This is a genomic window from uncultured Streptomyces sp. (assembly GCF_947488945.1).
Taxonomy (GTDB): domain Bacteria; phylum Actinomycetota; class Actinomycetes; order Streptomycetales; family Streptomycetaceae; genus Streptomyces.
On the sequence record NZ_CANLBS010000007.1, the window covers coordinates 170,569 to 195,914 of the forward strand.

Genomic DNA, 25,346 nt, shown 5'->3' on the forward strand with positions numbered 1-25,346 from the left:
CCCCACCGGCCGCTGCAGACGGTACGTAGACGCCCTGCTGTCCAGCCCGGAGGATTCATGACCCCGCCACCCGCCTCACCCGATCCGTACGGCGCTCTGCACCACGCGTCGTACGACGGTGAAGGCGACCAGCCGTTGGTCCGTCCGTACGCCATGACCGGCGGCCGGACCCGGCCCCGCTACCAGCTCGCCATCGAGGCACTGGTCAGCACCACGGCCGATCCGGCTCACCTGGGGACGCTGCTCCCCGAGCACCAGCGGATCTGCCACCTCTGCCGCGAGGTCAAGTCGGTGGCGGAGGTCTCGGCACTGCTGTCCATGCCGCTCGGCGTGGCGCGGATCCTCGTGGCGGACCTGGCGGAAGCCGGCATGGTGGCCATCCACCAGCCCGGCAACGGAGAGGCCGGCGGCACGCCGGACGTGACACTGCTCGAAAGGGTGCTCAGTGGACTTCGCAAGCTCTAGCGGCGGAGCGGCCCGCTCCACCACCTCGGCGAAGATCGTGGTGGCAGGGGGCTTCGGCGTGGGTAAGACCACGTTTGTCGGTGCCGTTTCGGAGATCAACCCGCTGCGCACCGAAGCCGTGATGACGTCCGCCTCCGCGGGCATCGACGACCTGACCCACACCGGGGACAAGACCACCACCACGGTGGCCATGGACTTCGGCCGCATCACCCTGGACCAGGACCTGATCCTGTACCTGTTCGGCACCCCCGGACAGGACCGCTTCTGGTTCATGTGGGACGACCTCGTACGCGGCGCCATCGGCGCCGTCGTCCTCGTCGACACCCGCCGCCTCGCCGACTGCTTCCCCGCCGTCGACTACTTCGAGAACAGCGGCCTGCCCTTCGTCATCGCCCTCAACGGCTTCGACGGACACCAGCCCTACACCCCCGACGAAGTACGCGAAGCACTCCAGATCGGCCCCGACACCCCCATCCTCACCACCGACGCCCGCCACCGCGCCGACGCCAAGAGCGCCCTCATCACCCTCGTGGAACACGCCCTCATGGCCCGGCTGAAGTAGCACGGCATAAGTCCGCTTTCGCCGAAGCGAGTTGCCGGACCGGCACGGGGGCGGGTCTGTGTCCTTTGACACCTTCCGCCCCCGTGTTCATAACGTTTCGACAGAGAATTGAGCGCCGCTCGACACCCGACGCACTCGTGCGGTGTCACTGCGCTCACATGAGCCCCGTCATTTGACGGGGCTCGTTCTTTATGACCGTTTTATCTGAGGCTTCCGCCACGCGGACCGGCCGCCGCCGGGTGTTTGGAACGCGGCCGGTGCGCGTGCTGGAATTCGAAGTACTCCCGAGTAGTACGGCCCTGAACGAATGAACCGGCACGACGTAGGTGCCGACGCCGAGAGGTTGTTGGTCGAGTGAGGCGTAGCAACGAGGGCTCAGCGCTGCCCGAGCGGGGCAACTTCACGCCGCCGCCGCGCACCGCGGCGCAGCCCCCGGAGAAGTCCGGTCCCGAGCCCGCGGCCGGCAGTGCCAGCCGGCTGTCCCCGCGCAACTGGCGCGTGCCGACCCGGCTGAACGCGATCCTCCTCATCCCCGCCCTGGTCGGCCTGGTCATGGGCGGCTTCCAGGTGAAGGGCTCGATCGACACCTGGAACGAGGCGCAGGACGCCGAGAAGACGGCGCTGATCGTGCGCGCCGCCTCGGTGTACGGCGCCGCGCTGCTCAACGAACGCGACCTCACGGCCCAGCCGCTGCTCTCCAACGACCGCGAAGCCGAGCTCGTCACCAAGACCCGTGCCGCGACGGACACGGCGGCCGACGCCTTCGACGCGGCCGTCACGGACATGCCGCAGAAGCAGGGCCTGGAGCGGCGGCTGAAGCTGTTCCGCACCGAGGAGCCGAAGCTGGAGGACCTGCGCAAGGCCGCCTACGCCGAGGCGCTGGACCCGGTGAAGACCGAAGAGGGCTACACGCAGGTCCAGCACTCCTTGATGGAGCTCGCCAACGAGCTCGGCCTCGGCACGGGCAACGTCACCAGCTACGGCCGCACCGTGTACGCGATCCAGCTGGCCCAGGCTGCAGAATCGCTTCAGCGCTCCATCGGCATGCACCTCCTGGTACGCCCCAGCGGCACGCCGACCAAGTTCGACGCCCAGGTCAAGGCCTTCGGCTCGTACAACTACCTGGAGCAGATCGCCCTCGGCGAGTTCAACTCCGGCGGCACCCAGGGGGACGTGGACCGCCTCAAGGAGGTCATGGCCGAGAAGGCCACCGAGGGGGCTGCCCAGCTCAAGGCCGCCAAGGAGCAGGCCGACGCGGCGGGCAAGCCCTTCGTGGCGCCGCCGAGCGCCGGGGGCTCCGTCTTCGACGGCATGGCCGCGGAGATCGGCAAGGGCCTGTCGCCCAAGCAGCTCAAGGCCAAGGGCATCACCCCGGAGACCTGGACGGCCGCCTCGACCGCCAAGTTCGAGGGCTACGCCACGGTGGCGGACGAGATGGTCGACAAGGCGGTGAACGAGGCCGCGCAGATCTCGTCGGACGCCAAGTCCGACGCCATCGTCAACGGCGCGATCGTGCTCGTCGCCCTGCTGGTCGCGTTCGTGGTGGCCGGCCTCATGGCCCGCCAGATGAGCCGCGCGATGCGCCGGCTGCGCACCGCCGCCTTCCAGATCGCCGAGCAGCGGCTGCCGTCCCTGGTCGACCAGCTCTCCCGGACCGACCCCGGCCGGGTGGACACCCGCGTCGACCCGATCCCGATCGACTCGCACGACGAGATCGGCGAGGTCGCCCGCGCCTTCGACCAGGTGCACCAGGAGGCCGTCCGGCTCGCCGCCGAGCAGGCCATGCTCCGCGGCAACGTCAACGCGATCTTCACCAACCTGTCGCGCCGCAACCAGTCGCTCATCGAGGGCCAGCTGACCCTCATCACCGACCTGGAGAACAACGAGGCCGACCCGGACCAGCTGGAGAGCCTGTTCAAGCTGGACCACCTGGCGACCCGTATGCGGCGCAACGGCGAGAACCTCCTGGTCCTCGCCGGCGAGGAGCCCGGCCGCCGCTGGAACCAGCCGGTGCCGCTGGTGGACGTCCTGCGCGCCGCCTCCTCCGAGGTGGAGTCGTACGAGCGCATCGAGCTGTCCGGAGTCCCCGACACCGAGATCCACGGCCAGGCCGTCACCGACCTCGTGCACCTGCTGGCCGAGCTGCTGGAGAACGCCACGGTCTTCTCCTCGCCGCAGACCAAGGTCCGGGTCAACGCGACCCGGCTGCCGGACGGTCGTGTCATGGTCGAGATCCACGACAAGGGCATCGGCCTCACCGCCGAGGACTTCGCCGACATCAACCACAAGCTCGCCAACCCGCCGACCGTGGACGCCGCGGTCTCCCAGCGGATGGGGCTGTTCGTGGTCGGCCGGCTGGCCGACCGGCACGGCGTGCGGGTCCAGCTCCGTCCTTCGGGCGAGCAGGCCGGCACCACCTCGCTGGTCATGCTCCCCGACGCGATCACCCACGGTGGCGGCGGCTTGGCCCCGGAGCCGGACGACTTCACCGTCTCCTCGATCATCCCGGAGCAGAAGGCCTTCGCCGCCGCCCCGAAGCAGGAGCGGATGCGCACGGCGGCCGAGCTCGGCTTCGACGACTCGCGCTACGAGGCGCCGGCCGCGGACGCCCCGCAGCTCGACCCGGTCAACCGCTCGCTGATGCGCGAGGAGCGCCGCGCGGCCCTGGACGCCGCCGGGTCCGGCGGGGAGCAGGCCTCCTTCCCCGGGGGCGCGCCCGCCGCCCAGGGGGGCCAGGAGTTCGCCCCGGAGCCGTACCCGCGGCAGGAGCTCCCCGCGAGCGGCTACCCGCAGGAGGGTTACGCCCAGAACGGGTACCCGCAGAACGGCTACGCGCAGGAGGGTTACCCGCAGGAGCAGTTCGGCCAGGAGACCTTCGCGCAGAACGGCTACGGCCAGAACGGCCACGCCCAGGACGCCTACGGGCAGGGCCAGTTCGGGCAGCAGGCCGGCCCGGCCGGCGGGTTCGACCCGTTCGGTACCGGAGCGCCCGCCGCCGGCCTCCCGCAGGACGCGCCGCTGGGACATGTGGAGGGCGCCTACCAGGACCAGGGTGCACAACAGGGGGCGTACGCAGACCAGTTCGCCACCGGGACCGACCTGCAGGGGCAGGGTGAGTGGGCCGACGAGTCCGGATTCCAGGGCGGCTACCCCGCTCCGGCGCCGGACGAAACGGAATCTGCCCCCGGCGCTCCCGGAGAGCCCGGGGAACGCGTAGGCTTCGACCGTTCGGGTCCCACCCCGAACCCCGGCCACGAGCTGACGGACGCGGGCCTGCCGAAGCGAGGCGGACCGCAGCAACGGCAGCCGGGTCGCGGAGCCGACCGGCCCGCGGGCGTCGGCGAGCACGAGTCGCAGCAGGAACAGCAGCCGCAGCCCACGGCCGGGCCGCAGGAGAACGACGGCCAGGAAGACTGGCGTTCGACGAACGACGAGCGCTGGGAGCGGGCCGAGAAGCTCCGCGAGCCGAAGGCCGGCGGGATCACTCCTTCGGGGCTTCCCCGGCGGGTGCCCAAGGCCAATCTGGTCGAGGGCACGGCGGAGCAGACCCAGCAGGGCGGCCCACAGATCTCGCGTGCTCCCGAGGACATCCGCGGCAGGTTGAGCAACCTGCGGCGCGGTATCCAGCAGGGGCGCAGCGCGGGAGCGGACAACAGTAACTACCACCAGGAGCGTTAGTGTGAGCCCGATGAGCCAGGCGGCGCAGAATCTCAACTGGTTGATCACCAACTTCGTCGACAACACCCCTGGTGTGTCGCACACGGTGGTGGTCTCCGCCGACGGACTCCTGCTGGCGATGTCCGAGGGGTTCCCCCGGGACCGCGCGGACCAGCTCGCGGCGGTCGCTTCCGGACTGACGTCGCTGACCGCGGGCGCCTCCCGGATCTTCGAGGGCGGTGCCGTCAACCAGACGGTTGTGGAGATGGAGCGCGGATTCCTCTTCATCATGTCCATCTCGGACGGCTCGTCACTTGCCGTACTGGCCCACCCTGAGGCCGATATCGGTCTGGTTGGGTACGAAATGGCGCTTCTTGTCGATCGCGCGGGCGGCGTTCTCACCCCCGATCTGCGGGCCGAACTTCAGGGAAGTCTTCTCAACTGAGGAGACGGACAGTGCGTTTCTCGCCACCGCCCCATAAGGTGCGGTGGCGCGGCCCCACTGGGATCGGCGACAGGCAGTCGGAGGAGGAGACGTGGCAGCACCCACAGGCGGACACCCGTACGACGAGGGTCGACGGGTCCCCGGCGAGCACGGGCACGACCGCTTCGACTACCCCTCCGCGCCCACCGGACAGGGTGAGCCGCAGCCTTACCAGCCGTACGAGGAGCCGCAGCGGCCGCAGGGCCAGGAGTGGCCCGAGCAGCAGCCGTACTCCGCCGGGGACCGGTGGCAGGGGCAGCCGCACGCCCAGGACCCGCGGTGGGCGGACCAGCAGGGCGCCCACGACGCGCGCCTGTGGGCCGCGCAACAGCAGCCGCAGCAGCAGCAGTCGCACGGGTCCGACGACTGGCCGGTCCGGCAGCCGGAGTCCGACTGGTCCCCGCAGCAGCCGCAGCACCCCCAGCAGCCGCAGCGGTACGACTCCCCCGCCCAGCCCCGCATCCAGCCGGTCCAGCAGCGGCGCGCTCCCGAGCGCAACGCCCCCGCGGCGCACAACCCGTTGGTCCGTCCGTACGCCATGACCGGTGGCCGGACCCGGCCGCGTTACCAGCTCGCCATCGAGGCGCTGGTCAGCACCACGGCCGATCCGTCGCGGCTGCAAGGGCAGTTGCCCGAGCACCAGCGGATCTGCCGGCTCTGCTTCGAGATCAAGTCGGTCGCCGAGATTTCGGCCCTTCTCTCGATTCCTCTCGGCGTAGCCCGGATCCTCGTGGCCGATCTGGCCGAGGCCGGGCTCGTCGCTATCCACCAGCCCGGCGGCGACGAGGCCGCCGGCGGCCAACCAGATGTGACACTGCTCGAAAGGGTGCTCAGTGGACTTCGCAAGCTCTAGCGGCGGAGCGGCCCGCTCCACCACCTCGGCGAAGATCGTGGTGGCAGGGGGCTTCGGCGTGGGTAAGACCACGTTTGTCGGTGCCGTTTCGGAGATCAACCCGCTGCGCACCGAAGCCGTGATGACGTCCGCCTCCGCGGGCATCGACGACCTGACCCACACCGGGGACAAGACCACCACCACGGTGGCCATGGACTTCGGCCGCATCACCCTGGACCAGGACCTGATCCTGTACCTGTTCGGCACCCCCGGACAGGACCGCTTCTGGTTCATGTGGGACGACCTCGTACGCGGCGCCATCGGCGCCGTCGTCCTCGTCGACACCCGCCGCCTCGCCGACTGCTTCCCCGCCGTCGACTACTTCGAGAACAGCGGCCTGCCCTTCGTCATCGCCCTCAACGGCTTCGACGGACACCAGCCCTACACCCCCGACGAAGTACGCGAAGCACTCCAGATCGGCCCCGACACCCCCATCCTCACCACCGACGCCCGCCACCGCGCCGACGCCAAGAGCGCCCTCATCACCCTCGTGGAACACGCCCTCATGGCCCGGCTGCGCTGAGACGACGGCTCGGACGCCGCCGCAGAGGCCCCGCACCCCTCGGGAGTGCGGGGCCTCTGCGCGTCGCCGACCCGGTCGGCCGGGGCGGGCGGGGCGGGCGGGGTTCATTACGGACCTTCGCGGCCCGGCCTTACGCCCCTCGCGGCCGTAAGGGTCCGGAACGGTCCGCAAGGGGCGTAGGGCCGGTAAGAGCCGCACAGGACCCGTAAGGGTGCCGTAGGGCCCCGTACGGGCGCGTACGGCCTCGTAGGGGGCCGTACGCGCCCGTAGGACTCGTACGGCCCCCTAGAGGGTCTTATCCGCTCCGGCGCACGCGTACGGGCCCGTACCGGCGCTTGTGAGCCGGTACGGGCCCGTAGGGGGCGTGCGGGGACGCTCGGGGCGTCAGCCCTGCCAGCTGTGCGGGGCGCGGAAGCCGGGAGTGCGCTCCAGCCGGCGCCAGCCGGCCGTCACGCGGCCGCGGTGGGCCGGGATCTCCGCCGGGCGGGAGGCGGCGCGTGCGAGCAGGACCGCGGTGATGGCCGCGAGTTCCTCGGGGCCGGCGTGGCCCTTCTCGACGCGCAGCACGGAATCTGCGGGATTGACGCTCATGGGTGGGTGTCTCCGTCTTCTCGGCAGGGGGTGTCGGCTCCGGTGCGGCGGTGACCGCGGGGCCGGCTACTGCGGGGGGTTGCCGTGCTTGCGGGAGGGCAGGTCCGCGTGCTTGTTGCGGAGCATGGCGAGCGAGGCGATCAGCACCTCGCGGGTCTCGGCCGGGTCGATGACGTCGTCGACGAGGCCGCGCTCCGCGGCGTAGTAGGGATGCATCAGCTCGGCCTTGTACTCCTTGACCATGCGGGCCCGCATGGCCTCCGGGTCCTCGGCCTCGGCGATCTGGCGGCGGAAGATGACGTTGGCGGCGCCTTCCGCGCCCATCACCGCGATCTCGTTGGTGGGCCACGCGTAGGTGAGGTCGGCCCCGATGGACTGGCTGTCCATCACGATGTAGGCACCGCCGTACGCCTTGCGCAGGATCAGCGAGATCCTCGGCACGGTGGCGTTGCAGTAGGCGTAGAGCAGCTTCGCGCCGTGGCGGATGATCCCACCGTGCTCCTGGTCGACGCCGGGCAGGAAGCCGGGGACGTCCAGGAGAGTGACGATGGGAATGTTGAACGCGTCACACATCTGGACGAAACGCGCGGCCTTTTCGGACGCTTCGATGTCCAGCACCCCGGCCAGCGCCTGCGGCTGGTTGGCCACGATGCCGACGACCTGGCCGTCGAGCCGGGCGAGCGCGCAGATGATGTTGCGGGCCCAGCGCTCGTGGATCTCCAGGTAGTCGCCGTCGTCGACGAGTTCCTCGATGACCTTGTGCATGTCGTACGGGCGGTTGCCGTCGGCCGGGACCAGGTCCAGCAGGACGTCGCCGCGCCGGTCGGCGGGGTCGTCGCTCTCCACCGTCGGCGGGTTCTCACGGTTGTTCGAGGGCAGCATCCCGATCAGGTAGCGGACCTCGGCGATGCAGGTCTCCTCGTCGTCGTACGCGAAGTGCGCGACGCCCGAGGTCTCGGCGTGCACGTCCGCGCCGCCGAGGCCGTTCTGGGTGATCTCCTCGCCGGTGACCGCCTTCACGACGTCCGGTCCGGTGATGAACATCTGCGAGGTCTCACGGACCATGAAGACGAAGTCCGTCAGCGCCGGGCTGTAGGCGGCGCCGCCGGCGCACGGGCCGAGCATCACGCTGATCTGCGGGATCACGCCCGAGGCCCGGGTGTTGCGCTGGAAGATGCCGCCGTAGCCGGCGAGCGCGGACACGCCCTCCTGGATGCGGGCGCCCGCGCCGTCGTTCAGCGACACCAGCGGCGCGCCGGCCGAGATGGCCATGTCCATGATCTTGTGGATCTTCGTGGCGTGGGCCTCGCCCAGCGCGCCGCCGAAGATCCGGAAGTCGTGCGCGTAGACGAAGACCGTGCGCCCGTCGACCGTGCCCCAACCGGTGATGACACCGTCGGTGTACGGCTTCTTGGCCTCCAGGCCGAAGCCCGTGGCACGGTGGCGCCGGAGCTGTTCGACCTCCTTGAACGTCCCGGGGTCGAGCAGCAGCTCGATGCGCTCGCGGGCCGTCAGCTTGCCCTTGGCGTGCTGCGCCTCGGTCGCCCGGTCGCTCGGCCCGCGCCGCGCCCGCTCGCGCAGTGCCAGCAGTTCGGCCACCCGGCCACGCGTGTCGCTCGGCTCACCCGGGATTTCGTCCACAACGGTCATGTGTCGACCCTACGGATCCCACCGCACGGAACCGCCGTCGACTCCGCACAGTCTCCCGCCCGGATTACTGGTGGAGCCCGACAGAAGGCTGTCCCCATGCAGCCCTTCCGCCTACGCGCGACGGCAGCGGATTGTGGGAATCCCATAAACAGGGTGGGTCGGCGCCGTGGGCCGTCGGCCGCGGGACCGGACGGACGGACACGCCCGCCGGAGGGCCGGACGGGCGGGCACCGCTGGGCCGTTCGGGTGGGGCGGGCCGGTTCGGACGCTCGGTCGCGGTTACTCGGTCGCGGTCGGGCGGTCGCGGTCGGGCGGGCCGCGACCGCGGAACACGGCCCGGGGTGGACGGCCATGATCAGCCGGCACGTCCTCGTTCCCGCGCCACCGTAGGCGTGGGGGACGTCGCTGTCGAACATCCCGGACCGCCGAGGCCCCGGCGGAACGCCCGGCGTCGGCGGGCGCCACCGGCATCGCCATCGGCCCCCGGCCCCCGGCCACCCATCGGGGAACCACCTCTCCCCCGCCCGCCGCGCACCACCGTACGTGCCACCGCCGTCCCCCTTCTTCCCTTCACTTCTTGTCCACGGCCGCTCCGCGGGCCCTCCGACCGGACCGCCGGCGCCCGGCGCGCGCCCCGGCGAGCAGGGGCCCGCTCCCCCGCCAAGGCCACGGAGTGAAGAATTCCGCGTTTTTGAGAGCGCTCTCAGTCATAAGTCTTGACGCTCTCCTGCGGCGTGGCGAGAGTGGTGCGCACCGCGGACGCCCCCAGCGCGTTCCGTCCGCGGACCCCCACACACACCTTCGGGAGTTCCCTCGTGATCTCACGCAGAACGTTCCTGTCCGGCACCGCCGCGTCCGCCGCCGCGCTCACGTATCCCGTCTGGGGCAGCAGCCTCTCCCCGCGCGCCTCGGCCGCCCCGGCCACCTGCGAACTGGCTCTGGTGAACCGGTCGTTGCCCGGCACCGTCCGCGCCTACGTCACCGGGCACGAGCAGGGCACGGACCGCTGGGTACTGCTGCGGCCGGACGGCGGGCTCTACCGCCCCGACTCCCCCGCCGCCCCGCAGACCCCGCTGCCGGTGGACTGCGCGATCCCGCTCAACGGCTCCGGTGGCGCGCCCGTCGTGCTGACGCTCCCGCAGATGTACGGGGCCCGGGTCTACTTCGTTCGGGACGACACGCTCGACTTCTCCCTCAATCCGGGTCCCGCGCTGGTGGAGCCCGCCTTCGCCACCCCCACCGACCCGAACTACGGCCGCACCTGGTCGTTCTGCGAGTTCACCTTCAATCCTCAGCAGTTGTACGCCAACATCAGCTACGTCGACCTGGTCACCGCACTGCCCATCGGGATCACCCTGGAGGGGGACGCCACGCACACCGTGGCCCCGATGCCGGACGGGGCGGTGCAGCGGATCGCGGACGGGCTGGCGGCCCAGGCGGCCGTCGACGGGCAACCGTGGGACCGGCTGGTGACCCGTGGGGCGGACGGCGGCGTGCTGCGGGTGATCTCGCCGCAGAACCTGATGGCGCCGTTCTTCGACCGCCCCGAGCAGATGCCGTTCCGGGACCTGTTCACGGCGCAGATCGACGCGGTGTGGGAGAAGTACCGCTCCACCGACCTGCGGATCGACCTTCAGGGCGGGCGCGGCGCGCTCACCGGCCGGGTGGTCGGGGACACCCTCACCTTCACCGGCGGGCACACCTTCGCCAAGCCGGTCTCGAAGGACGTCTTCACCTGCAACCACGGCCCGTTCGCCAACAACCCGGCCGACCCGGACGACAAGAAGGCGCTGCTGGCGCGGATCGCGGCGGGCTTCAACCGGTCCCTCATGCTCAGCCATCCGGACCAGCCGAACGGGGCGACCGCGTCGGACTACTACCGCGAGGCAGTGACCAACCACTGGTCCCGGCTGGTCCACGCGCACAGTCCGATCGGCTACGCCTTCCCGTACGACGACGTGCGTCCGGACGGGCAGCCGGACGTGTCGGGCGCCGCGAACGACGGCAATCCGCGCCGCTTCACGGTGTCCGTCGGCTCCTGACCCCCACCTCCACCCCCCACCGGCGGCCACCCCTGCGCGGGGTGGCCGCCGTTCTCCTGTCCCGGTGCGCCGGCCGCGACGGGGCGGGGCCGGGACCGGAACGCGTAACTCCCCCGACATCGCGCTCTCTTGACTTCGCAACATCCGGAATGGAGAGTGCCGGACATTCATGCCTGTACATGACATCGATCGGGAGGCGCCCGTGTGCGACTTGCACGACCCCAGTGACCACCACCACGAGGCACACGCGGCGGCTGCGGACGGACTGAGCCGCCGGCGGATCATGCAGCTCCTCGGGGCCGCCGGGATCACCACCGCCGCCGTGGCCGCGAGCGCCGACCCGGCGATGGCCGCCGCGTCGGACGACGCCGCCGGGCTGCTGGCCGAGGGAGCCGCGTACGCCCCGCCGAAGGGTCTGGCGCGGGACTCGGCCGCCAAGCGGACCGCGCTCGACTGGATCGGACGCAACTCCGGCCGGATCAACGGGCTGAACGACGAGATCTGGGAGCACGCCGAGCTGAGCCTGCGGGAGTGGAACTCCTCGCTCGCCCAGGCCGACTTCCTGCGCCGGGCCGGTTTCGAGGTCGAGTTCGGCACGGCGGGCTTCCCGACCGCCTTCACCGCCACGTTCACCCGCGGCAAGGGCGGTCCCACGCTCGGCTTCAGCGGGGAGTACGACGCCCTGCCGGGCCTCTCGCAGAACAAGGGGGTCGGCGAGCACGACCCGAAGGAGTACGTGCACGACCCGTTCGCGCCCGGCTACGGCCCCGGCCACGGCTGCGGGCACTGTGCGCTGGGCACCGCGGCGGCAGCGGCGGCGGCGGCCGTCGCCGAGGCGGCGCGGCGCCACAAGCTGGACGTGACCGTGAAGTTCTTCGGCTCCACCGCCGAGGAGCAGCTGATCGGCAAGACCTACGCCGTCAGCCAGGGCGTCTACGACGGGCTCGACGCCTTCCTGGACTGGCATCCGTCCACCGGCAACGCCACCGGCTGGGGCACCTCCAACGCGATGACCGCCGTCACCTTCACCTTCCTCGGTGTGGCCGGCCACGGCGGCACCCCACTGGGCAACAAGAGCGCCTTGGACGCGGCCGTGATGATGGCGACCATGTCGGAGTTCCTCCGCGAGGAGAGCATGGGCCCCTCCGCCCGGCTGCACTGGGTGATCAACAACGGCGGCGACATCCCCAACGTGACCCCGGAGATCGCCGAGATCTCCTACTACGTCCGCGAGGGCAGCGTCGAGCGGGTGACCTCCCTGCTCGACAAGGTCATCGCTGTGTCGGAGGCGGCGGCCACCGCCAGCCGCACCACGGTCCAGCACAAGATCACCTCGGCCTGCTGGAACCAGCTCCCCTCCAAGGCGTTCGCCGAGCTGATGTACGACAACATGGTCGCGATCGGTCCGCCGAAGTTCTCCGACGACGCCCAGAAGCTCGCCAAGGGGCTGCAGAAGTCCCTGGGGCTGCCGGAACTCGGCCTGCACGCGGAGATAGCCGAGCTGACCCCGCCCAACCCGGTCTTCCTCGGGGGCGGCTCGACCGACGTGGCCGACATCAGCTGGCAGGTCCCCACCGTGTCCATGGGCGCGGCGCTGGCACCGGTGGGCGGCAAGATGCACACCTGGTCCACCGCCTCCTGCGCGGGTTCGGCCCCCGCGCACGCGTCGATCCAGGCGGCCGCCCGCTATCTGGCCGCGACCGCCGTCGACCTGCTGGTCCGGCCGGAGCTGCTGCGCGGCATCAAGGAGGAGTTCGAGACCCGGCGCGCGAAGGTGGAGTGGAAGACCGCGCTGCCCGAGGGGTACGAGCCGCCGATGTACGAGCCGCCGGCCTGGTTCCTGAAGAAGACCGGCCAGAGCTGGCCGCCGGAGAACATCACCTGGCCGCCGCGCCGGATCGTCAGCAAGGAGAAGTTCTCCTCGCTGGGCCCTGCCCTGCCGGCGCAGACCTGACCTGACCCTGCGGCACGACACCCGCGTGCCCCCGTCCCGCCGGAAGTCCGGCCGGGACGGGGGCACGCGTGCTGCTGCGGGTCAGCAGCCGCCGCAGTTGTAGTAGGTGACGTCCCAGTGGTTGCCCTCGTCCGCGTAGACGTTGCCGGAGCCGGACTGGTACTGGGGCGCGCCGTCGCCGCGCACCCCGATGTAACTGAAGGTGTTGTGGACGTAGTTGGTCAGGCAGGTGCTCTTGGCGAAGTCGAGCTTGTAGCCGTTCCAGTGCGAGTAGGTGCCGCTCGCGTGGCCGGTCTCGGTGCCGCCGGTGATGTTGAGCGCGCAGCCGGTGGCGCTCTTGAGCGTCTGGGCGCCCTGGGCGGTCGGCAGGTTGAGCTGGTCGAAGGACGTACAGGTGGAGACGTTCCGGTTCGAGCAGCCGCCGGAGGACGACCAGGTGATGCCGGACGAGGAGAAGCGGGCGGTGGCCTGGGCGTGGGTGAGCTTGGTGACGGCGTGCGCCTCGGTGGCGCCGCTGCCGAGCGCGCCGACGCCGGGGGCGAAGAGCGCACCGAGCACCAGGGCGAGGGCGGTGAGCGCGGAGCGGAACCAGGGCCGCGGCCGGCGCGACGCGGGGGCGTGCGGCCCGGGGGCGGCGAGGGGGTGCGGGGCGGGCGCGTGCGGCATGAGGGGGTACGACATGGGGGTTTTCCTCCTGCTCATGACAACTGTGGGGGTGGGGTCCGCGCCGAGCACACCTCGTGGGTCTGTCCGAAGCCGCGAACCCCGTCGTTCCGCCGCCGTGCGGGTGCGGCACGGCGATACTGCCCGAGTTCTACGCGCGTCCGCCAGACCGCGTGCGTGGCGATGCGGTGGAGAACGGACCGGGGAGGGCGCGGGCGGGGGTCCGCACCCCTCGACCGGGCCCCACGGAGGGCCACGAGGGCGCTTCCCGGAATCCGTCCGACCCAGATGTTGAAACTTGAACCAGATGGCGCTACAGTCAATCTCGTTGAAGGTTAAACAACCCCTTCCGCTCCCGCACCACCACGTCCCCCGAGGAGGAGCCATGGCTCTGTTCAACCGCAAGCCCGCCACCGCGACGGCCGTCGTCGAGACCCCCGCCGTGGACCCGGCCCTTGCCGCGCTGTCCGGTACGTACACCCTCGACCCCGCCCACAGCAGCATCGCCTTCACGGTGCGCCACGCCATGGTCACCAACGTGCGCGGCACCTTCGGCGAACACGAGGGCACCCTCGAACTGGACGGCACCGACCCGGCCAACTCCTCGGCCTCCATCGACGTCAAGATCGCCAGCGTGGACACCGGCATCGCCGACCGCGACGGCCACCTGGTGAGCGGCGACTTCTTCGACGCGGAGAAGTTCCCGCTGATGACCTTCCGCTCCACCACCGCCGAGCAGCTCGGCGGCGACCGGTACCGCATCACCGGCGACCTCACCATCAAGGACGTCACCCGCCCGCTCTCCATCGACCTGGAGTTCAACGGCTCCGCCACCGACGTCTACGGCAACGAGCGCGTCGGGTTCGAGGGCAGCGCCGACATCCTGCGCTCCGACTGGGGCCTGACCTGGAACGCGGCGCTGGAGACCGGCGGCGTCATGGTCAGCGACAAGGTCAAGCTGAGCTTCGACATCTCCGCCATCAAGGCCGCAGCCTGACCCTCCTCCCCCTCCCCGGGGGACCCCGAGCGCGCCCGCCCTCTCCTCCCCCCACGGGGGACGGGGGCGGGCGCTCAGGCGTTCCGGGGGCGGAGCGCGAACGGTGGGGCCTCGGGACGAGGCTCCGAGTACGGGCGGCGGTCCCGTCACTCACCCCCGTACAGCCGGTGCAGGTCGATGAGGACGACGTCACCGGCCCGAGCCGCCGCCCGCAGCTCGCGCGAGGGAGTCCAGCAGGAAGGAGGAAGGGCGGGAGTGATCATGGGCCGGCCACCTCGGGGTCGTTACGGAAACGCACTTCCGGGAAGTACGTTTCCGTAACGGGCCGGGCGGCTCCGGGTGACGCCCGTCGCCTCCCGCGTCGGGCGGGTTCAGCCTCCCGCGTCGGGCGGGTTCAGCCGGTGCGGCGGACCTTCACGGCGTTGTCGGTGCGCGTGGTGGGGTTGCCGTCGGGGTCGTTCTGGACGCGCTCGTGCTCCGCGCACAGCAGCACCTGCCACGCTCCCGGAGCCAGCTCCAGGGACGCCAGCACCTCGTCCGGGCCGGGAAGGTGGACGCTGGGGTCCGGGTTCTTCTCCCAGGTGGGAAAGCCGGAGTGGCCGACGACCAGCAGCACCCCGCCGGGCGCCACCGCCCCGGCGGCGCGGCGCAGGATCTCCTCGCGGGGCAGGTCGCCCATCGAGTGCAGGAAGGACGCCGACACCAAGTCGTACTCCCCCGCGGGGAACGTCTCGCCGAGGTCGTGCCACTGCCAGTCGACCCGGTCTGCCACCCCGGCCTCCGCCGCGTGCCCGGCGGCGCGCTCCAGCGCCACGCGGGAGATGTCGGTGGCGGTGACCCGCCAGCCCTCCCGGGCCAGCCAGACCGCGTCGGCGCCCTCGCCGCACCCGAGGTCCAGGGCGCGACCGGGCGTCAGCCCGTCCACTTCGCGGACCAGGACGGTGTTGGGGTTGCCGCTCCAGACCCGGTGGCTGGCGCGGTACTTCTCGTCCCACAGCTCCGCGCCGGTCGGGGCGGTCTGCTGGGGCTCTGCGGTCTCGTCGGTCATGGGTGCTCCCCCGGTACGGGTGGTGGCGGTCCGGTCGGCGGTGGTGCCGGCCGGGGTGGTGGTCGTCGTGGTCATCGGGGTGGTGGTCGTCGTCGGGGTCGTCGGGGTGGTCGGCGGGGCGGTCACGGACTCGGTCCCGTCGCTCATCGGGAAGCCGCTTGCCGGGTGGTCTCCGGTCCGGTGGTCTCCGGCCGGACGGTCTCCAGTCCGTGGCGGCGGTCCTTGAGGACGCGCGCGCAGACCTGGCGCTCGGCCTCGGCCGAGAAGGGGGCACGCCGTGCCTCGACCGCGCGCCGGGTCTCCTCGGCGACGAGGTCCATGTTGACGGCCGAGGCCGCCTTCAGCCCGGCGGCTGCGGCGCCGACGACCTGTTCCATGAGGTTGGCGACGTTACCGGCCACCCAGACTCCGGGCACCCCGGTGGCGCCCATGGGGTCGGCCTCGACGTACGTCCCGATGACCTGGCCGCCCATCTCCATCGCCACGGGCACGACGCCCAGGCTCTCCAGCACCCCGGAGCGCGCGTCCATCCGCGTCTGGACCACCAGTGCCTCGCGCGGGACCACGGTCCCGCCGGCCAGCCGCACCCCGGTCAGGCGGTCGTCGCGCACCTCCAGCCCGGTCGCCTCGCCGTCCACCACGGCGACACCGCGCGCGGCGAGTTGCTCGTACTCCTCGTCGGACGGCTCGGGCGCGGTGTGCAGGAAGAGCGTCACGTCGTCGCTCCACTGCCGCCACAGCAGCGCCTGGTGCACGACCATCGGTCCGGAGGCCAGGATGCCGATCGCCCGGGTCCTCACCTCCCAGCCGTGGCAGTACGGGCAGTGCAGCACCTCGCGGCCCCAGCGCTCGGCCAGCCCTTCCACCGGCGGCAGCGTGTCCACCAGGCCGGTGGTGACCAGCAGGCGGCGCGCCTCGACGGCCGTCCCGTCGGCCCGCACGACGCGGAAACCGTCCGGCAGGCGCTCGGCCGACACCGCCTCGCCCGGCACGATCTCGGCCCCGTACGCGGCGGCCTCGGCCCGCCCGGCGGCCAGCAGCTTCTCGGGCGGAGTCCCTTCGCGCCCCAGGTAGTTGTGCACGCGGGACGCGGGCGCGTTGCGCGGCCGCCCCCCGTCGATCACCAGCACGGACCGCCGCGCCCGGGACAGGGCCAGCGCCCCGCTCAGCCCGGCGGCACCGCCGCCCACCACCACCACGTCGTACCGCGGGTTCGTGTCGTTTCCGCTCGTCATGCGGACCACCTCCTTCACCGCAGAGAGTGCGCCTGCGGAGCGGATTCGACAAACTTGATTGCCGGAACGGCAAACTCGCACCAGACGCTCTTGCCGGGGTTCCGCTCGCCCACTCCCCAGGCGTCCGCCAGCTCCGCGACCACGCGCAGCCCGCGCCCACCCTCCGCGTCGGGCCCTGCGTCCGCCACGCGCTCCACCCGGCCGTCACCGCTGTCGTGCACCTCGATCCGGAGCACGTCGCCCGCCCGGATGAGGTGAATGCGGAACCCGCGCCCCGGCGGCACGCCGTGGACGAGCGCGTTCGTGGCGAGCTCGCTCACGCAGAGCAGCACGTCGTGGCGCAGCCCTTCGTCCATGAGTGCGGGGCACGCCCAGTCGGGCAGGGCCGCGCGGACGAACATGCGTACGAGCGGGATGGACCGGCGTTCCCGGCGGAAGAACGCCTCGTGCGTGCGGCGGAGTTGTGTCGTCTCATTCATGCGACGACTGTCACGAACAGTCACTAGTTTTACCCACCGTGTCAGGTCGTACAGCACGGTTGTACGGGCTCTGATGGGCCCGACGAGGCGTACGCACGGGGAGAGAGCAGCCATGCACTCGGTGAAGAAGAACAAGCGCGTCACGTCCTGGCACGTGATCGGCGCGCAGGTCGCCACCTTCCGCAAGGCGGCGGGTCTGACGCAGACGGCCCTGGCGGACCGCTGCCTCGTGGGCGAGGACACCATCGCCTCGATCGAACAGGGCCGCCGGGCGCTCCAGGCGGACGTCGCCGGCCTGTTGGACGAAGTCCTGGACACGAAGGGGGTATTGGCGGTCGCGGTGGCCAAGGTCCCGCACAAGGAGCGCTTCCCGGCGTTCGTGCAGGACTTCGTGGAACACGAGCAGGAGGCGGTGACGCTGCTGTCGTACCAGAACCAGGTGGTGCCGGGGCTGCTCCAGACGGAGGGATACGCCAGGTTCCTCTTCTCCTGCCTCTATCCGCCCCTGGAAGAGGAACAGCGGGAGGAATGGGTCACCGCCCGCCTCGACCGGCAGAAGCTCCTCGACCGCAGACCGCGGCCGATGCTGCATTTCGTGTTGGAGGAGTCCGTCCTACGGAGCGCTATCGGCCAGGCCGCCATGCGCCTGGAGCAGCTCCGGCACTTGCGGCGGTGCATGGAACTCCCCTACCTCGGACTCCAGATCATGCCCATGAGACTGCCCAAACACGCGGGACTGGCGGGTCCGATGGTGCTGCTGGAGACTCCGGACCACGATCATCTCGCCTACGTCGAAGGGCAGCTCACCAGCGTGCTGCACGACGATCCCGACGACGTCAGTGTGCTCCAACAGAAATATGGGATGCTGCGCTCGCAGGCGCTCTCGGTCGAGAGCAGCGCACGCCTACTGGACGACCTGCTTGGAGAGTCATGACTCGCGCGGCACGCGGCACAGCCCTCACTTGGTTCAAGTCGACCTACAGCAGTGACCAAGGCGGGGCCTGCCTCGAAGTCGCCTACGACTGGAGCAAGTCCAGCTACAGCAGCGACCAGGGCGGCGACTGCGTCGAGGTCGCCGCGCACCCCGCCGCCGTCCACATCCGCGACTCCAAGGTCACCGATGGCCCCGTCCTCACCGTGCCCCCACACGCCTGGAACGCCTTCGTCGGCAGCACCACCTGACCGGACCAGCACCGGGAGAGTCATGGACCGCACCGCACGCGACACAACCCCCACGTGGTTCAAGTCCAGCTACAGCGGCAGCGAGGGCGGAGCCTGCCTCGAAGTCGCCTACGAATGGCACAAGTCCAGCCACAGTGGCAGCGAGGGCGGCGACTGCGTCGAGGTCGCCGCGCACCCCGCCGCCGTCCACATCCGCGACTCCAAGGTCACCGACGGCCCCGTCCTCACCGTGCCCCCACACGCCTGGAACGCCTTCGTCGGCAGCACCATCGTCTGAATGCGATCCGCCCCGGTGAGCAAGCCCTGGCACTTCCATCGGGGCCACCACATACGGACCACGGCATAGCAGAGGGCGCCCAGGTAATCATTGCTTCGTGACAGGTGGAGTCTGCGGCCAGCACCCGCCGGACAACCGCAATGCCCCGCTGCACCTGCCGCGCCGAACGGCGCTCGCCCACGACGCTGCTGCGCTCTTCGAGGGCTGAGGAGGGAGAAGGAGGGAGGCGCTCAGCTAGAGGTCGAGCACCGCCCAGATCCGGCGGCCCTCCGGACCGGTATCGGACCCGCACCCAGTGACATGCCTGTAGCCGGTGACCCGGTGCAGCACGTCGCCCCCACCACTCTCGTGACTACCGGTCAGGCCGACCGTGTGCGACAGGACAACGATGCAGGCCGCCCCGTCCTGGTCCGACAGGTGAAGAGAAATCCGGGTGCCGCCGTCACCGAGCGCGGACTCGACCAGGAGCGTTGCGACCGCCTCCACCGCCTCCCGCGACGCTTCACCCAGCCGGTGGCCCCACGCCGCGAGCTGCTCCACCAGGACGCCACGGGCCTCTTTCGGTGCCCAAGTCGCCGGTTCCAGAAGCCGGTTGCTTCCGCGCCGATTCCGCATCGACATACTCCGGCGGGCCACCGGCACGACGTGCCCCGTCGCTGATCCGGCATCGACGTCATCCGGGGGCGGCGGGCTGACCGGACGCTTCGGCGGCGGTGGAGTCCGCGGTGGCCACGTCGGCGGATGGGAGGCGTTGTCGAGAGGTGCGGGCACGGTGCCTCCCAGGGAGTGCCCTCCCAGGAAGTGCCGGGCGCAGCGCGGCGCTTCGACCCAGCGTAGGACGCAGAGCCCCCCGCGTAGCAGATCAAAGGTAATCGCCCCTCCGGACACGGCCCGAGCAGGGTGAGCGGGACGGGCCGGTCGGGACACCCCACCGTTTGCTCCGAGGGCCCCACGCCCACGCCCGCCCACGCCGGGGACGCGTCCTCTACGGGTGCTCCCCCGGTCCCTCCGCCTGGCCGGTGAGCGGGGTCGGGGAGAGGGCGGCGGCGCCTTCTTCGCCGGGCTCCAGGAGGGTGGCGGCGGCGCCCACGATGAGGGGGTCCGGTTTGCCGACGGCTTCGGTGTCCTTGGCGTCGTAGTCCACGCGGGCCAGCAGGCTGCGCATCGCCTCCAGGCGGGCGCGGCGCTTGTCGTTGCTCTTGACCACGGTCCAGGGGGCGTGTGCGGTGTCGGTGGCGCGGAACATGTCGACCTTGGCGGCCGTGTAGTCGTCCCAGCGGTCGAGGGAGTCGATGTCCGTGGGCGACAGCTTCCACTGCCGGACGGGGTCGACCTGCCGGATCGCGAAGCGGGTGCGCTGTTCGGCGCGGGAGACGGAGAACCAGAATTTCACCAGGATGATTCCGTCGTCCACCAGCATCCGCTCGAACAACGGGCACTGCTGGAGGAAGAGTTCGTACTCCGGCTGGGTGCAGAAGCCCATGACCCGCTCGACCCCGGCGCGGTTGTACCAGGAGCGGTCGAAGAAGACGAGTTCGCCCGCGGCCGGCAGGTGGGCGACGTACCGCTGGAAGTACCACTGCCCCTTTTCTCGGTCGGTGGGCTTGTCCAGGGCGACGATGTGGGCGCCGCGCGGGTTGAGGCGCTCGGTGAAGCGCTGGATGGTGCCGCCCTTGCCGGCCGCGTCGCGCCCCTCGCAGACCACGACCACCCGGGCGCCCGTCGCCTTGGTCCAGCGCTGGAGTTTGAGCAGTTCGATCTGCAGGACACGCTTGGTCCGCTCGTACTCCCTGCGGCGCACCTTGACGTCGTACGGGTAGTTCTCCCGCCAGGTGTCTATCGGTGAGCCCGCGGCGTCGAGCAGGATCGGCTGCTCCGGCCGGCTCTCGTCCACGGTCAGTCCCTGGAGCAGTTCCCTGCCCACCCGATCACGGTCCACCGGCCCAGACCCTCTCGTTCGTGTGCGCGTCGCACGGTCCCGGCCGTTCCGTCGTCCCCGGCCGTCCGTTCCGTCATCCCGTCTGCCCCGTATGCCCGGCTCGACGCCGTACGCGGCCTAGAAGCCTCCGCCGTCGAAGCCGCCGCCTCCGCCGAAGCCGCCGCCGTCCCCGAATCCGCCGCCGTCGCCGAAGCCGCCGAAGCCCGAGGAGTCGAAGTCGGAACCGGAGACGTCGCCGCCCGAGGAGTCACCGCCCGCCCCGAAGTCGCCGCCGCCGTAGTCCGCCGCGTACGCCGGGGTGGCGAGCATGGAGCCGAGCATGGTGCCGACCAGCAGGCCGGGGAGCAGGCCGCCGCCGAAGTAGCCGCCCGCCCACGGGCCGTACGCGGGCCCGGCCTCCCAGTAGGGGCGCCGGCGGCCGCCGCCCACGTCGACGGTCCGGCTCATCGGGTCCTCGCCGTCGCGCAGCCGGACCTGGTCGGCGGCGCAGACCGGTACCTCGCGGGCCGTGCCGCCCGACGGGGACCAGCGGACCTCGGCGACCGACGGGCCGTGGCGCGGGTCGAAGAAGCAGGGCGGCCTGCGGTCGGGGAGCGCCTTGCCCTGCCGCCGGGCCTCCAGGACGACCAGGCTGTAGCGGCCGTCCTCCAGCGCTTGGGTCACCCCCCGCACGTCGGCGGGGCGGACGGCCTGGCCCATGCGTTTCTTCGCTGTCTCGTAGGAGTCGAGGGCCCGCTCGTAGTCGTCGCGCATGGCGTCGTCGGCGCCCGGTTCGGAGGGGTGGAAGTCGAGCCGGTCGAGGGTCTCGCCGTAGGCGGTGATGTCCTCGTCGACGACGATCCGGAGCTTGTCGAGGGCGGCGCGTTCTTCCTCGTCCTTCCGGCGCCGGTTGCGGCGGTTGATCATCAGCGCGCCCGCGCCGCCGGCCACGGCGATGCCCGCCAGCACGATCAGACCGGTGCCGGGTACGCCGCCCGCCGCGCCCGCGCCGCCGGAGCCGTCGCCGGACCAGGAGGCGGGAGCGGTGCCGCGGGCCTGCGTCAGGGCGCTGTCCACGAAGGCGTCGAGCTGGGCGGGCGTGGAAGTGTCGGCGGCCGGGGCCTTCACGGCGGCGGCGAGGTTCTGCACGGCGCGGGTGGACATCACCCGGGGGTCGGCGCCGGCGTTGAAGCCGTCCCCGAGGCGCACCGCGTACACGCCGGTGATGCCGGTCTCGCTGCGCAGCGTGGCGAGGAGTCCCTCGGCTGGGTAGGCGGAGGTCTCGGGGAGCACCGCGACGAAGACGGGCTTGTCGGCATCGGTGATCCGGTCCTCCAGGGCGCGTTCCTGGGAGACGGAGAGCTGGTCGCGGGCGCCGGGGTCGACGTACACGGGGTCCTCGCGCAGGGCGCGGGCGGCGTCGGCGACGGAGGTGGGGGCGGCGGAGACGGCCGAGGACGTCCCGGCCACCGCCGCGGCGAACATCAGCAGCAGTACGGCCCAGACATACGCGAACGTCCTCTTTCGCATACTCCGAAGGTAACCCGGACGAGCGAACCATGCGTCGCTCGTCCGGGTCACCCGGTGGGGATAATCCACCCGTCCGGGTGGGGCTACGGCCTATCCCTGGACGGCCCGGTACGCCGTTCGGAGCTTGGCGACCGCCCCGGTCAGGTCACCGGTGAGCAGCAGGTGGTCGGCCTCGGCGAACGGCTTGGAGACGGCGGGGGTGAGCTTCCCGTCGGCCCGCTGCTGGACCAGTTGCCGCGCCCGGTCCACGATCGCCTTGCCCGCCGGGGTCTTCCCCAGGTGCGCCTTCTCCGCGACGGCCGCCGCGACCGCGAGGGCGGTCAGCGCCCCCTCGCCGCCGGCCGGCGGCTTCGTCAGCGTGGTGAGGCCCCAGCCGTAGGGGAACTGCGGGTCGTACGAGGCGTCCCCGACGTTGATCGGGAGCTGCTCGGCCGACTTCGGCCAGGTCACCGGAGACTGCCCGGTGAAGGGGCGCCTGCCGTAGAGCACGTCGGCGACGCCGTCGCCCTCGGTGCCGGGCAGCCAGGACGCCACCAGGGCGTCGAGGGAGTCCAGCCGGTCGCCGACGAGCTGCGGGCGGCCGGACACGACGAGCACGGCGCACCGCATCGCGGCGCAGACCTTGTCCACGGCCGCCTTGTCGGCGGCGGACAGCTCCAGGTCGTGGCCGTTGCCGACGTCTCCGATGCCCTCGGCGTACGGGGTCTCGCCCACGACCACCACGCCGACGTCGTAGCCGTCGGTGGGTGCGGAGGCGTCCTTGGAGTAGGCGACGGACGCCGGGTCGGCCGCGGCCCCGCGCATCCCTTCCAGGATCGTGGTGCCGGTGGTGATCGCCCCGGAGGAGCCCTGCCAGCTGATGGTCCAGCCGCCGGCCTGGTTGCCGAGGTCGTCGGCGTTGGAACCGGCGACGTAGACCTTCTGCGACGCCTTGAGCGGGAGCACCGCCCCGTCGTTCTTCAGCAGTACCTGGGACTTGGCGGCGGCCTCACGGGCGACCGCGCGGTGTTCCGCCGACCCGACCTCGTCCAGGTGCGCGGGGTCGGCGTACGGCTTCTCGAACAGTCCGAGCCTGAACTTCTGGGTCAGGATGCGGGAGACGGCGTCGTCGATCCTGGCGCGGGTGATCCGGCCCGCGGCGACCTCGTCCTGGAGGGTGCGGGTGAAGTCCTGGTAGGCGGTCGGGACCATGATCATGTCGAGTCCGGCGTTGACCGAGGTCCGCACGTCGCTCGGGTAGTCGCCGGGGATCTGGTCGATGGCCTGCCAGTCGCTGATGACGAAGCCCTCGAAGCCCATCCGGTCCTTGAGGACGCCGTTGATCATCTCGGCGTTGGCGTGCATCTTCACCGGGCCCAGGCCGTCGCCGAGGACGTCGAGCGAGGAGTACGACGGCATGACCGTGCCGACGCCGCGCTTGACCGCCTCCTCGAACGGCGCGAGGTGCACCGCCTCCAGTTCCTGGCGGGTGACCTTGGTGACGCCCTGGTCGATGGTGTACGAGCCGGTGGTGGAGGAGCCGAACTCCGTGCCGCCGTCGCCGACGTAGTGCTTGGCGCTGGCGAGCACCTTGTCGGTGCGGTCCAGGTCCTTGCCGGAGGGGTCGCCCTGCATGCCGGTGATGACCGTCTCCATGGCTTCCACCAGGGCCGGGTCCTCGCCGTACGCCTCGTAGGAGCGGCCCCAGCGCTCGTCGCGGGTCACACAGACGCAGGGGGCGAAGTCCCAGGGGATGCCGGTCGCCCGGACCTCGCTCGCGGTGACCGCGCCGGTCTTCTGCGCGAGTTTCGGGTCACGGCCGGCGCCGATGCCGATGTTGTGCGGCATGATCGTCGAGCCGATGACGTTGTTGTGGCCGTGCACCGCGTCCACGCCGTAGATCAGCGGGATCTGGAACCGGGTGGCCTGCGCGCGCAGTTGGTAGGAGTCCACCATCTTCGCCCACGCCGCCGGGGTGTTGGGGGTGGGGACGGAGCCGCCGCCGGAGAGCAGCGAGCCGAGGTCGTAGGAGGCGATGTCGCCGGGGGTGCGCAGGGCGTTGCGCTCGGCCTGGGTCATCTGGCCGGCCTTCTCGGCGGGCGACATCCGCGCCAGCAGGTCGGCGACGCGCCGGGCGACCGGCAGTTTCGCGTTCTGGTAGGGCAGTCCGTGGGCGTCGATGACCACCTGCGGGTTCTCCGCGGGGGCCTTGGCGCCGGTGACGGTCAGCGCGAGCGGGATCGTCTTGGCCTCGGACGGCCGGGGCGCCTTCCTGGTGCGCACCGTCACGGTGTGCGAGGCGCCGGCGGGGGTGCCGGCCGGGAAGGTGTACGTCCCGGTGACCGGGGTGTAGTCGGCCCCGGGGGCCGCGGTCCCGCCCCCGGTGGTGTACGCGACGGTGACGGGTTCCCCGAGGGGGGTGGAGCCGGTGGTGGCGAGCGAGAGCTTCACCGTGGCGGTGGAGCCGTCCTTCACCGGGTGGACCGCGGCGTCGGTCACGACGCTCGCGGTGAGCGCCGGGTCCGCCTTGCCGTACAGCTCGACGGCGTCCATGGCGAAGGAGCCGGGCGCGCCGGGCGGGAGGGTCAGCGCGTAGCCCCACATCTTGTCGAGGCCGAGGATCTGGTCGATGCCGCCGACGGGCTGGTAGTCGGCGCGGTAGACGAAGTCGGCGAACGGGATCTCGACCAGGTGCCAGCCCTCCCAGTCGTCGGTGAACGAGGTGGTCCACAGCTCGGACGCGCCGCCGTTGGCACCGCCGTCCTTGATCTCGAAGGCGATCCGCCGGCCCGAACCGGGCGGCAGCGGCGCGGTGTTCTGGCCGTACCACCAGAAGCGGATGCCGCGGTGGGCCGTCCAGTCGTGGGGCGGCTGGTCGACCGCGAACTCGTGGCTCAGACCGCCCCAGGAACTGATGTCGTAGGTGCCCTGGAGGACCTTGTCGCCCTCGGGCGCGTCCTCGCGGGCGGCGAGGGTGAGCTGCGGGTGGTCGTCGCCGTCGCCGCCCCAGGTGAACAGCGAGTCGGCGGGCGGGCTGCCGAAGGGCACCTCGCCCTCGAACCGGTCGACGAGCACGGGGGCGGGGTCGTCGGCGGAGGCCGGGGCGACGGCCGAGAGCAGTCCGGCGAGGACCGCCGCGGCGGCGAGGGCGGCCCGTGCGGCCCCTCTTCGATGGCGCGTGCGTGGCATTGCGGCTCTCCCTGCGGGGTGTGGGAACC

Annotated in this window: 22 protein-coding genes; 12 read left to right on the top strand and 10 right to left on the bottom strand. The window is 71.5% G+C overall.

Going from position 1 to position 25,346, the window contains the following annotated elements; genetic code table 11:
• The first annotated feature begins 57 nt into the window (after nt 1-57).
• The 6 genes from Q0994_RS13585 (at nt 58) to Q0994_RS13610 (ending at nt 6,583) form a co-directional block, all read left to right on the top strand.
• Nucleotides 58-465, top strand: a complete 408-nt coding sequence (locus Q0994_RS13585; RefSeq protein ID WP_266709549.1) for a DUF742 domain-containing protein — start codon at nt 58-60, stop codon at nt 463-465.
• A complete protein-coding gene (locus Q0994_RS13590) occupies nt 446-1,027 on the top strand; it encodes an ATP/GTP-binding protein (RefSeq protein ID WP_084991933.1) in 582 nt (193 codons plus the stop codon). The genes Q0994_RS13585 and Q0994_RS13590 overlap by 20 nt, the downstream gene beginning before the upstream one ends.
• 354 nt (nt 1,028-1,381) lie before the next feature.
• Nucleotides 1,382-4,705 (top strand): nitrate- and nitrite sensing domain-containing protein, encoded by a 3,324-nt coding sequence (locus Q0994_RS13595; protein ID WP_299533675.1) that lies wholly within the window; start codon nt 1,382-1,384, stop codon nt 4,703-4,705.
• 10 nt (nt 4,706-4,715) lie between these two features.
• Complete coding sequence (locus Q0994_RS13600; RefSeq protein ID WP_069993489.1) at nt 4,716-5,129, top strand: roadblock/LC7 domain-containing protein; 414 nt, start codon at nt 4,716-4,718, stop codon at nt 5,127-5,129.
• 91 nt (nt 5,130-5,220) lie between these two features.
• Nucleotides 5,221-6,021 carry a DUF742 domain-containing protein gene (locus Q0994_RS13605; protein WP_299533678.1) on the top strand — a complete coding sequence of 267 codons (801 nt, stop codon included), beginning with the start codon at nt 5,221-5,223 and terminating at the stop codon, nt 6,019-6,021.
• The gene (locus Q0994_RS13610; protein WP_014048542.1) at nt 6,002-6,583 is read left to right on the top strand and encodes an ATP/GTP-binding protein; all 582 of its coding nucleotides are present in this window, start codon (nt 6,002-6,004) and stop codon (nt 6,581-6,583) included. The genes Q0994_RS13605 and Q0994_RS13610 overlap by 20 nt, the downstream gene beginning before the upstream one ends.
• Nucleotides 6,584-6,967: 384 nt before the next feature.
• Here Q0994_RS13610 and Q0994_RS13615 read toward each other — a convergent pair whose 3' ends face one another.
• Nucleotides 6,968-7,174, bottom strand: coding sequence for an acyl-CoA carboxylase subunit epsilon (locus tag Q0994_RS13615; protein WP_299533695.1), 207 nt, complete (start codon nt 7,172-7,174; stop codon nt 6,968-6,970).
• Between the two features lie 66 nt (nt 7,175-7,240).
• Complete coding sequence (locus tag Q0994_RS13620; RefSeq protein WP_299533697.1) at nt 7,241-8,824, bottom strand: acyl-CoA carboxylase subunit beta; 1,584 nt, start codon at nt 8,822-8,824, stop codon at nt 7,241-7,243.
• An 815-nt stretch (nt 8,825-9,639) separates the two neighbouring features.
• Here Q0994_RS13620 and Q0994_RS13625 point away from each other — a divergent pair.
• Nucleotides 9,640-10,866, top strand: a complete 1,227-nt coding sequence (locus tag Q0994_RS13625) for a glycoside hydrolase family 64 protein (RefSeq protein ID WP_299533699.1) — start codon at nt 9,640-9,642, stop codon at nt 10,864-10,866.
• A gap of 169 nt (nt 10,867-11,035) precedes the next feature.
• On the top strand, nt 11,036-12,820 hold the full coding sequence (locus Q0994_RS13630) for an amidohydrolase (protein WP_299533701.1): 1,785 nt from the start codon (nt 11,036-11,038) through the stop codon (nt 12,818-12,820).
• A gap of 81 nt (nt 12,821-12,901) precedes the next feature.
• Here the strand turns inward: Q0994_RS13630 and Q0994_RS13635 are convergent, their stop codons facing one another.
• A complete protein-coding gene (locus tag Q0994_RS13635; RefSeq protein WP_299533704.1) occupies nt 12,902-13,501 on the bottom strand; it encodes a hypothetical protein in 600 nt (199 codons plus the stop codon).
• Nucleotides 13,502-13,868: 367 nt separating this feature from the next.
• On the opposite strand from Q0994_RS13635, the gene Q0994_RS13640 reads away from it, so the two are divergent.
• A complete protein-coding gene (locus tag Q0994_RS13640) occupies nt 13,869-14,480 on the top strand; it encodes a YceI family protein (protein WP_299533706.1) in 612 nt (203 codons plus the stop codon).
• Nucleotides 14,481-14,874: 394 nt separating this feature from the next.
• Here Q0994_RS13640 and Q0994_RS13645 read toward each other — a convergent pair whose 3' ends face one another.
• From Q0994_RS13645 to Q0994_RS13655, 3 genes are all read right to left on the bottom strand, one after another.
• Nucleotides 14,875-15,528: a cyclopropane-fatty-acyl-phospholipid synthase family protein gene (locus Q0994_RS13645; protein WP_299534157.1), complete on the bottom strand. Its 654-nt coding sequence runs from the start codon at nt 15,526-15,528 to the stop codon at nt 14,875-14,877.
• A gap of 143 nt (nt 15,529-15,671) precedes the next feature.
• On the bottom strand, nt 15,672-16,763 hold the full coding sequence (locus tag Q0994_RS13650; RefSeq protein ID WP_299533708.1) for an NAD(P)/FAD-dependent oxidoreductase: 1,092 nt from the start codon (nt 16,761-16,763) through the stop codon (nt 15,672-15,674).
• Between the two features lie 14 nt (nt 16,764-16,777).
• Nucleotides 16,778-17,242 carry an ATP-binding protein gene (locus Q0994_RS13655; protein WP_299533710.1) on the bottom strand — a complete coding sequence of 155 codons (465 nt, stop codon included), beginning with the start codon at nt 17,240-17,242 and terminating at the stop codon, nt 16,778-16,780.
• A 112-nt stretch (nt 17,243-17,354) separates the two neighbouring features.
• On the opposite strand from Q0994_RS13655, the gene Q0994_RS13660 reads away from it, so the two are divergent.
• From Q0994_RS13660 to Q0994_RS13670, 3 genes are read left to right on the top strand one after another with little or no spacing between them, the layout of a single operon-like run.
• The gene (locus Q0994_RS13660; protein ID WP_299533712.1) at nt 17,355-18,176 is read left to right on the top strand and encodes a helix-turn-helix transcriptional regulator; all 822 of its coding nucleotides are present in this window, start codon (nt 17,355-17,357) and stop codon (nt 18,174-18,176) included.
• Nucleotides 18,173-18,424, top strand: coding sequence for a DUF397 domain-containing protein (locus tag Q0994_RS13665; protein WP_299533714.1), 252 nt, complete (start codon nt 18,173-18,175; stop codon nt 18,422-18,424). The genes Q0994_RS13660 and Q0994_RS13665 overlap by 4 nt, the downstream gene beginning before the upstream one ends.
• 22 nt (nt 18,425-18,446) lie before the next feature.
• Nucleotides 18,447-18,701, top strand: coding sequence for a DUF397 domain-containing protein (locus Q0994_RS13670; protein WP_299533717.1), 255 nt, complete (start codon nt 18,447-18,449; stop codon nt 18,699-18,701).
• Nucleotides 18,702-18,935: 234 nt separating this feature from the next.
• Here Q0994_RS13670 and Q0994_RS13675 read toward each other — a convergent pair whose 3' ends face one another.
• The 4 genes from Q0994_RS13675 to Q0994_RS13690 all read right to left on the bottom strand — a co-directional run bounded on the left by Q0994_RS13675 (nt 18,936) and on the right by Q0994_RS13690 (nt 25,317).
• A complete protein-coding gene (locus Q0994_RS13675) occupies nt 18,936-19,241 on the bottom strand; it encodes a hypothetical protein (protein ID WP_299533719.1) in 306 nt (101 codons plus the stop codon).
• 445 nt (nt 19,242-19,686) lie between these two features.
• The gene (gene ppk2 / locus Q0994_RS13680; RefSeq protein WP_299533722.1) at nt 19,687-20,625 is read right to left on the bottom strand and encodes a polyphosphate kinase 2; all 939 of its coding nucleotides are present in this window, start codon (nt 20,623-20,625) and stop codon (nt 19,687-19,689) included.
• Between the two features lie 132 nt (nt 20,626-20,757).
• The gene (locus Q0994_RS13685) at nt 20,758-22,149 is read right to left on the bottom strand and encodes a hypothetical protein (RefSeq protein WP_299533725.1); all 1,392 of its coding nucleotides are present in this window, start codon (nt 22,147-22,149) and stop codon (nt 20,758-20,760) included.
• A 90-nt stretch (nt 22,150-22,239) separates the two neighbouring features.
• A complete protein-coding gene (locus Q0994_RS13690) occupies nt 22,240-25,317 on the bottom strand; it encodes a glycoside hydrolase family 3 N-terminal domain-containing protein (protein WP_299533727.1) in 3,078 nt (1,025 codons plus the stop codon).
• Between the last annotated feature and the right edge of the window lie 29 nt (nt 25,318-25,346).

Coding starts and splice junctions, on each gene's coding strand:
- Q0994_RS13685 (WP_299533725.1), bottom strand. CDS start 22,149: ATGCGAAAGAGGACGTTCGCGTATGTCTGGGCCGTACTGCTGCTGATG.
- Q0994_RS13630 (WP_299533701.1), top strand. CDS start 11,036: ATGCCTGTACATGACATCGATCGGGAGGCGCCCGTGTGCGACTTGCAC.
- Q0994_RS13585 (WP_266709549.1), top strand. CDS start 58: ATGACCCCGCCACCCGCCTCACCCGATCCGTACGGCGCTCTGCACCAC.
- Q0994_RS13600 (WP_069993489.1), top strand. CDS start 4,716: ATGAGCCAGGCGGCGCAGAATCTCAACTGGTTGATCACCAACTTCGTC.
- Q0994_RS13690 (WP_299533727.1), bottom strand. CDS start 25,317: ATGCCACGCACGCGCCATCGAAGAGGGGCCGCACGGGCCGCCCTCGCC.
- Q0994_RS13670 (WP_299533717.1), top strand. CDS start 18,447: ATGGACCGCACCGCACGCGACACAACCCCCACGTGGTTCAAGTCCAGC.
- Q0994_RS13645 (WP_299534157.1), bottom strand. CDS start 15,528: ATGACCGACGAGACCGCAGAGCCCCAGCAGACCGCCCCGACCGGCGCG.
- Q0994_RS13615 (WP_299533695.1), bottom strand. CDS start 7,174: ATGAGCGTCAATCCCGCAGATTCCGTGCTGCGCGTCGAGAAGGGCCAC.
- Q0994_RS13655 (WP_299533710.1), bottom strand. CDS start 17,242: ATGAATGAGACGACACAACTCCGCCGCACGCACGAGGCGTTCTTCCGC.
- Q0994_RS13635 (WP_299533704.1), bottom strand. CDS start 13,501: ATGTCGTACCCCCTCATGCCGCACGCGCCCGCCCCGCACCCCCTCGCC.
- Q0994_RS13665 (WP_299533714.1), top strand. CDS start 18,173: ATGACTCGCGCGGCACGCGGCACAGCCCTCACTTGGTTCAAGTCGACC.
- Q0994_RS13620 (WP_299533697.1), bottom strand. CDS start 8,824: ATGACCGTTGTGGACGAAATCCCGGGTGAGCCGAGCGACACGCGTGGC.
- Q0994_RS13640 (WP_299533706.1), top strand. CDS start 13,869: ATGGCTCTGTTCAACCGCAAGCCCGCCACCGCGACGGCCGTCGTCGAG.
- Q0994_RS13660 (WP_299533712.1), top strand. CDS start 17,355: ATGCACTCGGTGAAGAAGAACAAGCGCGTCACGTCCTGGCACGTGATC.
- Q0994_RS13650 (WP_299533708.1), bottom strand. CDS start 16,763: ATGACGAGCGGAAACGACACGAACCCGCGGTACGACGTGGTGGTGGTG.